Annotated in this window: 8 protein-coding genes; 1 reads left to right on the top strand and 7 read right to left on the bottom strand. The window is 62.6% G+C overall.

The genetic code is table 11. From position 1 onward, the window contains the following. Window positions 1–72: 72 nt before the first annotated feature. From AAFX91_RS10705 to AAFX91_RS10695, 3 genes are all read right to left on the bottom strand, one after another. Window positions 73–930 carry a branched-chain amino acid ABC transporter permease gene (locus AAFX91_RS10705; RefSeq protein ID WP_394566422.1) on the bottom strand — a complete coding sequence of 286 codons (858 nt, stop codon included), beginning with the start codon at window positions 928–930 and terminating at the stop codon, window positions 73–75. 36 nt (window positions 931–966) lie between these two features. Further along, a complete protein-coding gene (locus AAFX91_RS10700) occupies window positions 967–2481 on the bottom strand; it encodes an amidase (protein ID WP_130576797.1) in 1515 nt (504 codons plus the stop codon). A gap of 158 nt (window positions 2482–2639) precedes the next feature. Beyond that, a complete protein-coding gene (locus AAFX91_RS10695) occupies window positions 2640–3818 on the bottom strand; it encodes a substrate-binding domain-containing protein (protein ID WP_165420938.1) in 1179 nt (392 codons plus the stop codon). A 240-nt stretch (window positions 3819–4058) separates the two neighbouring features. Here AAFX91_RS10695 and AAFX91_RS10690 point away from each other — a divergent pair, with 240 nt between their 5' ends. Next, a complete protein-coding gene (locus tag AAFX91_RS10690) occupies window positions 4059–4502 on the top strand; it encodes a MarR family winged helix-turn-helix transcriptional regulator (protein WP_130576851.1) in 444 nt (147 codons plus the stop codon). 147 nt (window positions 4503–4649) lie between these two features. Here AAFX91_RS10690 and AAFX91_RS10685 read toward each other — a convergent pair whose 3' ends face one another. The 4 genes from AAFX91_RS10685 to AAFX91_RS10670 all read right to left on the bottom strand — a co-directional run bounded on the left by AAFX91_RS10685 (window position 4650) and on the right by AAFX91_RS10670 (window position 8801). After that, window positions 4650–5075 (bottom strand): DOPA 4,5-dioxygenase family protein, encoded by a 426-nt coding sequence (locus AAFX91_RS10685; protein ID WP_130576796.1) that lies wholly within the window; start codon window positions 5073–5075, stop codon window positions 4650–4652. A gap of 106 nt (window positions 5076–5181) precedes the next feature. After that, a complete protein-coding gene (locus tag AAFX91_RS10680; protein WP_130576795.1) occupies window positions 5182–5394 on the bottom strand; it encodes a hypothetical protein in 213 nt (70 codons plus the stop codon). Continuing rightward, a complete protein-coding gene (locus AAFX91_RS10675; RefSeq protein WP_394566424.1) occupies window positions 5391–6530 on the bottom strand; it encodes a PepSY-associated TM helix domain-containing protein in 1140 nt (379 codons plus the stop codon). The genes AAFX91_RS10680 and AAFX91_RS10675 overlap by 4 nt, the downstream gene beginning before the upstream one ends. A 12-nt stretch (window positions 6531–6542) precedes the next feature. After that, on the bottom strand, window positions 6543–8801 hold the full coding sequence (locus AAFX91_RS10670; protein ID WP_394566421.1) for a TonB-dependent siderophore receptor: 2259 nt from the start codon (window positions 8799–8801) through the stop codon (window positions 6543–6545). Window positions 8802–8974: the final 173 nt, after the last annotated feature.

Here is an 8974-nt window from a genome sequence, read left to right as displayed (position 1 = left end):
CAAGGCTTCCTCCTAAAAGAAAGCCTTGAATCACGTTCAATCTGATTTGAGAATCCCAAGAGTCCACACGGCCTAGACCCCTTTTCCCGAAAGCAGGCCTTGCGGCCGGAATTTGATGAACACGATGGCAAGCACGAAGACGAGGATGTCGGCGATCACCGGCGCCATCACCCACGGCAGCGCCGCGCTCAGCGTGCCGATCACGGCCGCGCCCGCGACCGGGCCGATGAACGACCCGACGCCGCCGACCATGACCGCGACAAAGCCCTGGATCAAAAAGCGGATGCCGAGATCGGCGAACAGGCTGAACACCGGCACCAGCAGCGCGCCGGCGAGCCCTGCAAGCGCCGCACCGAAGGCAAAGGTGGTGCCGTACATCGCGGCGGTGGAAATGCCGGAGGCTCGCGCCAGCGCCGGATTCTCCAGCGTGGCACGCACCCGGAGGCCGAAAGTGGTGCGCGAGAGCAGGAGATAGCAGCCGATCATCACCAGGATCGTGATCACGACGATGGTGAAGCGCCATGCCGAGATGTGGACGGTGCCGAGATCGATCGAGCCACCGATCGGCTCCGGCACCGAGAGATAGAGCCCGCCAATCAGGCCGCGCACGCATTCGCGGATAATCAGGCCGAGCGCATAGGTGCCGAGCATCGCGACGATCGGGGCTGCGTAGAAGCGTCTGATGATCAGCGCCTCGAGCACGAAGCCGAGCGCGCCGACCAGAAACGGCGCGGCCGCCATGCCGACCCAGACCGGGAGGCCATGGCTATAGGCGAGATAGGTGATGTAGGCACCCAGCAGGACGAACTCGCCCTGCGCAAAGTTGAAGATGCCCATCATGCTGGCGATGATCCCGAGCCCCAGCACGACCAGGACGATGATCGCGCCGAAGCTCAGGATTTCGAAAGCGGCGACGAATGCACTACCCATGCATCGCGATCCGGCCGAAGTGCAACGCTAGCTCCCTCACATCTTCTTCCAGTCGCCGGACTGCTCGAAGGCATGCGCAGCGCGGTAGATGGTGGATTCCTCGAAGTGGCGACCGACCAGCATCAAGCCAACCGGCAGGCCATCGACCATGCCGCACGGCAGCGACATCGCGGGGTGGTGGCTGATGTCGAACGGCGCGGTGTTGGAGATCATCTCCAGCGCACGCGCCACATACTCCTCGCGGCTCGCGTTCGCCGGCGGCAGCGGCGTCGCCTTCATCGGCGTGGTCGGCAGCAGCAGGAGATCATAGTCCTTGAACACCGCGTCATAGGCGGCCGTCAGCCGGCGCGAGATGTTGACCGCCTTGCCGTAATAGCGCGGGCCGAAGGTGTTGTTGATGTAGGTGCCGAACAGCAGCAACAGCTTGGTGGTTTCCGAGAGCGAATCCGCCTGCCGCCGCCAGCCGCGGTGGAAATCCATCAGCGAGGTCGAGTAGAGGTCCGGACGGCTCAGGCCGTAGCCGTCGCCGTACATCATGGTCTGCGTCATGCCCTCGGTGCCGATCGGCATCCAGATCGCGGGGCCGAGCAGGTGCATCGGAATGGAGACGTCGCTGATCGATGCGCCGAGGTCCTTGAAGCGCTTCGCCGCCTCGCGGACGCTTTCGTTCACCGCAGGCTCCGCTCCGGCCTGCTCAAAACCTTGCTTCAGCACACCGATCTTCAACCCCTTCACGCCCTGGCCGAGCGCCTTGGTATATTCATCGACCTTCGGCGCCTTGATGCGGGGATCGTAGCCGTCGTCACCGGCGAGCACTTCGAGCAACAAGGCATTGTCTTCCACCGTCGCCGTCATCGGGCCGGTGTGATCGACGAAGACCTCGATCGGCATCACGCCCGTATAGGGCACGAGCCCCCAGGTCGGCTTCATGCCATAGGTGCCGCAGAACGAGGACGGCATGCGGATCGAGCCGCCCTGGTCGCCGCCGATCGCCATGTCGACCTCGCCAAGCGCCACCACGACGCCGCTGCCTGACGACGATCCGCCGGCCGAATAGCCCATCTTGTAGGGGTTATGCACCGGCCCGGTGGAATTGGTGTGGCTGCCGCCGGAGATGCAGAAGGATTCGCAATGCACCTTGCCGGCGATCTCCGCGCCGGCATCCAGCATGCGCGTCACGATCGTGGCATCGAAATCGGGGACATAGCCCTCGAGCGTTGCCGAGCCGTTCATCATGGGCACGCCGGCGAGCATGATGTTGTCCTTCAGCGCGACCTTCTTGCCCTTGAGCTTGCCGGAGTCTGCGCCCTTCACCGTCGCCTTGCGGTACCAGGCGTTGCGCGGATTCTCTTCCGGGCTCGGCCGATAGCCGGGCGTGCGCGGATATTTCACAGGCGGCACCTCGTCGGGCATCGCGGCGACAAGGTTGTAGGCGTCGACCGAGCTTTGCATCAGCCCGCGGAACGAAGCGACGTCTTCGTCGGAAAGCGCGAGGCCGCATTGCGCGGCGACCGCGCGAAGTTGCGTTGGGGTCGGAAGCACGACGGACAAGACACTCTCCCTGGAAGTTTGATGTTGCGCGCGGCCACGGAATGCATGCGAAGACGATGCGGTCCCACCCGAAGCCGCCGCAGTATTACTGACGGAAATATTTTCCTTTTCAAGGATTATTTTATAAGGCGGCGCGCGGGCGCAATTCCGTCCGTGCGTCAGATCGTCTTGATCAGCTTGAAATCGAGGCCGTCGGCTTCGGCGAGATACATCGGCATCTCGGCGCGGCCGCTCCGAATGGTCACCGGCCCGCGCGCGCCGGTATAGACGATGTTGCGCCCCGCGGTGAGCAGCGGCTTGAACGCCAGCGAGCCCGCGCGCTCGGCCGCGGTCTGCAGGAACCGCAGGCCCTCGTAATTGGACTGCGCAACCGAACCGATTGGCGGCGCGGTGGGGCCGAAGGTGGCGTGATACTGACTGAGGAAGTCGTCGTTGGCGCGCGAGCCGATGCCGATGAAATAGCCGGAAGCGCAGAACAGGTTCTCGGTGTTGTCGGCGCCGATGCCGAGCAGCACGGTCTCATCCATCGCGCCGGCCAGCCTGAGCGTCGTTGCCGCCAAGCCACTCTCGGCAAAGGCACGGTTGAAGGTGATGCTGTCGGTTCCGATTAGCGAGATCAGCACGACATCCGGACGCGCGGCACGGATGCGGTCGAGATGGGCGAAATGATTGTCCTCGCCAACGGGGACGAACTCCTCGCCGACCACCTGCCCGCCGGACTCGGCAATGTATTTCTTGACCGCGCGATGCGATTGCCACGGCCAGACATAGTCGCTGCCGATCAGATACCAGCGCGAGGCCTTCTTGACGTCGGCGAGCCAATGGATCGCGGGTCTGCTCTGCCAGCGCGGCGTCTCGCCGATCGCCATGACGCCCGGCGTGCGCTCGCCCCCTTCATAGACCGGCGTGTAGATATAGGGCACCCGGCCGCCGGTGACCTTGCGCAGCGCGACGCGGACCGCGCTGATATGCGAGCCCATGATCACATCGACCTCGTCGAAGGCGACCGCCTCTGCGGCACGGCGCACGACGTCCTCGATCGGGCCGCCCGCATCCAACATCGTCAATTCGATCTCGCGGCCCAGAATGCCGCCGCGACGATTAATCTCGGAGACTGCGAGCAACACCGCGTTGGTGGTGGCCGGCCCCCAGATTCCCGGCGAACCGGAGAAGGTGAGGAAGTTCGCGACCCTCAATTTGTTGTGCGCGCCACCTCGCTTGCTGAAGCCGACATCAGCGGGATGCCAGGACGGATCGGTCGTCGGCGCCGACAGGCCTTTGAACACGAAGGGCGGCATGGGGGCGCCGCCGCTGTTGACGCTGACTGTTGAGAGCACGCCCACTCCTGTCCGACACTTCGCCCGTCTTTTGTTCGAGCATGATCTTGTCGGAAAACCGGTATCCACTTTTCCGGATCATGCTTCGAGCACGACGCATCGATGCGCCCGCCGCCGGTTTCCACCCGTTCGACAAATATCCTAGGCGAAAATATTGAAACTTCAACAATTGCCATGCATATAGAACGGGCAATCAGCGCCAGTCATTCACTCATCAGGGTCAAAACAAAGTCTTCAATCGTGGCCAAACCGCCAAGCCAAGATACCCCTCTCACGGAACATCTCGCCTACCTGCTCGCGCAAGCCAACCGGGAAATCAACCGGCAGCTTGAATCGCGGCTGGCCAAGGAGGGTGTGCCGGTCGAGCAGTGGCGAATTTTGAAAGTCCTGTTCGACGGCAACGGACGTTCGATGGGCGAGCTCGCCGAAGCCGTGCTGCTCAACCACCCGACGCTGACCAAGATCATCGACCGCATGGTGTCCGACGCTCTCGTCTACCGCGTCCAGGATCCGAAGGACCGCCGCAAGGTGCTGATGTTCTGCTCCGAGCGCGGAAAAATTCTGTGCCAGCGATTGAACTCGCTCGCGATGAGCCAGGAAGCGCATATCGTCGAGAACTACGGCAACAAGTCCACCAACGAGTTGAAGCGGCTGCTCGAAAACCTGATCGACAGCGCGAATTGATGCGCGAACTTGTAGGGTGGGCAAAGGCGCGTCAGCGCCGTGCCCACCATCAAGCGCTCCGCTTGTAACGGTGGGCACGCTTCCGCCGTCAGGTGTTGATAGGTTTTAGCCAGAAGTCGCTTTGCCCACCCTACGAAACTACAAAACTCACGGCCGAAGATGCGGCGTCGTATTCGGCGCGGGTGCCTGCTCGAGTTCGCTCTCTTCCGGCAGCTTCTCGCCGTGCACGGTGAGTGGCCGGCCGATCCAGAGCGGATCAGCCAGATGGTCGCGGCGCGGATTGCTCGTGTTCGGATGCACGAGGATGCTGAGGCTGCCATGGTTGAGCATCAGCCACGGAACGAACTCGGCAAACACCTCCGTGGCGAAGGCGACCTGGTACATGGCCTGATCGTGCGGCCCGACCTTGACGTCGTGCCATCGGCCGAGCGTGACCGAAAAGCGCTCGCCAATCCATGTCCGCAAGCGCTCGGCCTCCGGCCGCGTCGTCGCCGGATCGTAGTAGACATGGGCGTGATAGCTCGCGATCCCACCGGCCGACCGCGGCGCCGCATCTTCCTGCAAATCGCTCATTCGATTCACCTCGCCTGTTCAGTCAGGGTTATCTAAGCGTTCTTCAGGTCCAGTGCCATGGGCCGCCCCGGCGCGGGTTCTGATGAGGCCAACGAGCATGGTCGATTCAATGATCAGAGGGTCGAGAGGACATGCGGACGCGCAGCCACGTCCACAGGCATATGATCACCGGCACGGCGACGGTCACCCATGAGAGGTAGCGGCCGAAATCGCCCCACATCAGTGCAGCCAGAAGCCCGATCAACGTCAACACGGCGACAAGGATCGGCGCGCCGAATACGCTGAGCCAACGGGGCGAGCGGTCAGTGCGACTAGTCATCGCGACGCGAGCGCCACGGAACCATCCGCCCGCGCGGTAGCGGCATGCGCCTTCCTGCTGCGTCGCGCGAGCCAGAGATAGAGACCGCTGCCGATCACCACGATCGTCAGCACGTCGAGCACCGCCCAGATGATCTTCAGCGGCATCCCGCCATAATCGCCGAAATGCAGCGGTTGCGAGACCAAGAGCGCCTGGAGATAGGTCGGCAGCGCGCGGGTATCGGCAACCGCTGCGGTCTCGCCGTCGAGCAGCACCGGCTTCAACAGGCGCGAGGTCAGCGGCGTGTCGCCGCGCATGAAGGCCGCAAAATGATGCGACGAGGTGAAGGGCGTGCCGGGATACGCGATGAACGCGATCTCCATGCCCGGCGCAGCCTTGGTCGCCTGCGCAACGACATCGTCCAACGACGCGAGACGCGCCGGCGGCGGCTTGCCGGCATAGGGCGCCACCATCGCGGCGAGCTCGGTCGACTTCCACTGCGCCAGCATCAGTTCCGCCCAGGTGTTGACGACGCCGGTCAAGCCGACCACGAGCGCCCAGGCGATGGTGACGACGCCGATCAGATTATGCCAGTCGAGCCAACTGACGCGACGCGAGCTGTTCTTGCGAATGGTCGCAAAGCTCAAACGACGCGTGAACGGCCAGTACAATACAACGCCCGAAATGATCGCGACCGCGAACAACAGCCCCATGCCGCCGAGGAACAGCTTGCCGGCCTGGCCCGCGAACATATCGGTGTGCAGCTTCAGCACGATCAGCATCGGGCCGGTGCCGACCGGGCCAAGCAGCTTGGTCGAGACCGCGTCGAAGGCGCGCACCGTCGCATTGTCCGGCTTGCCGTCAACGGCATCGTTGGTGAAAGCCATCACGAGCCCGGGGTCATCCTTGTCCCAGGAGACGTACTGCATCACCCGGCCGGCGTCGGCGCCGAGTGCAGCCTCAACGATCCGCTGCGGAGGCACTGGCCGCAGGCCGGCCGCGGCTTCTGGCTGCGGCGCGTAGCCCAGCACCTCGTCGATCTCGTGGTGAAAGATCAGCGGCAGGCCGGTAAGGCACAACAGCAGCAGGAACAGGGTCGAGACCAGGCTGGTCCAGGTGTGGACGAGCGACCAGAGCCTGACGGTGCGCGCCTTCAGCTTCGTACTCCTTTACCATTTGTAGGAAAGGCTTGCCGTGATCCGACGCCGGTCGCCGTAAAAGCAGGCGGTCGGCGACGAGCAGCTTGCAACGTAGATCTTGTCGGAGACATTGACGACATTCAAGGCGGCCCGCCAGTTCTGCCATTCATAGTGAACCGCCGCATCGCCAAGGAAGACGGCTGGCACAGTCAGCGTGTTGGCAGTGTCGGCAAAGGATTCGCCGATGTATCTCAGGCCGCCGCCAAAGCCAAACCCGCGCAGCGGCCCATCCTGGAACGTATAGTCCGCCCAGGTCGACGCCACATTCTGTGGCGTATTGGTCGGCGCCTTGCCGATCAAAGCGGGGTTCAGGTCCTTGCTGATGAATAGATTGTAGGTGGTGAAGGAGCCGGTCACCTTGAGGCCCGGCATGACATTGGCGACGACTTCGGCTTCGACGCCGCGCGAGGTGACCTCACCATTCTGGGTCTGCAGCCGAGTGTTGTTTGGATCTGTCGTCAGCGCATTCTGGCGTTTCAGATCGAACAAGGCGACGCCGAAATGGCCGTTGAAGCCGAGAGGCTGGACCTTCAAGCCGATCTCGGTCTGCTCGCCCGTTTCGGGCAAGAGCAACTGGTTCGCGGCGTTGAGGCCGACAATCGGATTGTAGCTGGTCGCATAAGCGACATAGGGTGCGAAGCCGCTGTCGAAATTATAGATCAAGCCGACACGGCCGCTGAACCGGCTGTCGTCACGATTCTGAGCCAGGCCAATATGATTGTCGTTGTTGGTTGCAACCCAATCGTTGCGGCCGCTCAGCACAAGCGTAAAGCGGTCGAGCTTGATCTGATCCTGTATATAGGTGCCAAGCTGCTTCTGAGTCAGCGCCGCATCCTGGTAAGGAGCTCCGTTGAAGGGTGCAGTCGGCGTGTAGACCGGGTTGACCAGGTTGAGCGGCATCGCGGCGCCAAAGCCCTGCCAATCATCCAGGCTGTAATGCTTCAGGTCGAGCCCGAACAGCATAGTATGGCGAAGCGGCCCGGTGGCGAAACGATATTCGAGCTGGCTGTCGAGATCAGCCTGGTTGGCGATGCCCCGGGTCACAAAGTTGCCGCGCGCGAGATTGGCTGCGGCAGGCGTGGTGGCATAGCCGAGGCCGTATAGCGTCGCCAGAGTGACGTCGACATGGGCGAAGCGTGCATTCTGCCGGAACGTGACGCTGTCGGAGAGATTGCGCTCGAACTGATAGCCGAGCATTTCCTGTTCCCGCTTGAAGGTATCCATGCTGGGATCGCTAGCGAACAGTTGTGTCGGAATGCGGCCGAACGGCGCGTCGACGACGGTGCCGACGTAAGGCAGAAAGTTCTGGCTGCGCGTCTGGTTATACGAGGCTGATGCGAGCACGGTGAAACTGGTGTCGGCATCGGGCCTCCACGTCACGGACGGCGCAATGAAGTAATTGTTGTTGGGGGTGAAGTCGACCTGCGTACCGCCATTTTGGACCTGGCCTACCACGCGATAGAGTAATTGGCCGTTACTGGCCTGCGTTTGCACCGGCCCACCGAAGTCGAAAGCAACATAGGCGTTGCCGAAATTGTTGACGCCGGTTTCAAGATAGCGGATCGGTTCGGCTGGCGGCATCTTGCTGACGGCATTCACGATGCCACTCGGACTTGAGCCGCCGTAAAGCACCGCCGAAGGCCCGCGCAGGACTTCGACCCGCTCCAGGTTGAACGGCTGCAGCTTCCAGCTCGCGTAAGATGTGTAGAACAGTTGCAAGCCATCGAGGAACAGGCCGATATCGTCGGACTTGAAGCCGCGGATCAGGAACCAGTCGTTGCGGTTATCCGCGCCGAAGGTACTGGCCACAACTCCCGGCGCGTAACGCAGAATCTCGTCGAGCTTGCCCGGCTTCTGGTCGCGGATCTGCTCGCTGCCGATCACCGAGATCGCCTGCGGCGTCTGCATGATCGGGGTGTTGGTCTTGGTGCCGGTCATGCTGCGCCCGGCAACATAGCCCTCGATCGGCCCGCGCGGATTCTCGACCACGGTCGCATTGCGACGTGGCGGCTGCACCTGGCGCGGCGGCGTGATCTGCGTGGCGCGCTGAACACGGCGCTGCGCCACGGGCGCCGCGCGGCGGCGCGTTTCTAGCGCCCGAACTTCGACCGGCGGTAGCGGCTGCGTAGTTTGCGAAGAACTCGACTGCGCGAACGTTACCTGGGGCACCAATGCAAGAGACGATACCGTCGCCGACGCGGCGACAGCCAACCCACGAAGAACCTTCAATCCACTACCCCGACTGCAGCTTGACCCCTACGCGCCGCAATGAGCACGGCGCGCCAGCGCGATCACGCTTAGGCGAGGAGTGGAGGCCGCCGCCAATAGAACACCTCTATAACTTTCAAGAATCGTTCCAAGAATGATTCTTAAAATGCAAGCATCGATTGCATCGAGAAACA

It is taken from the genome of Bradyrhizobium sp. 31Argb, assembly GCF_043638955.1.
Lineage (GTDB): Bacteria > Pseudomonadota > Alphaproteobacteria > Rhizobiales > Xanthobacteraceae > Bradyrhizobium.
The sequence above is the reverse complement of the archived record's forward strand: the minus strand, read 5'-3'. Positions and strand labels throughout refer to the sequence as shown.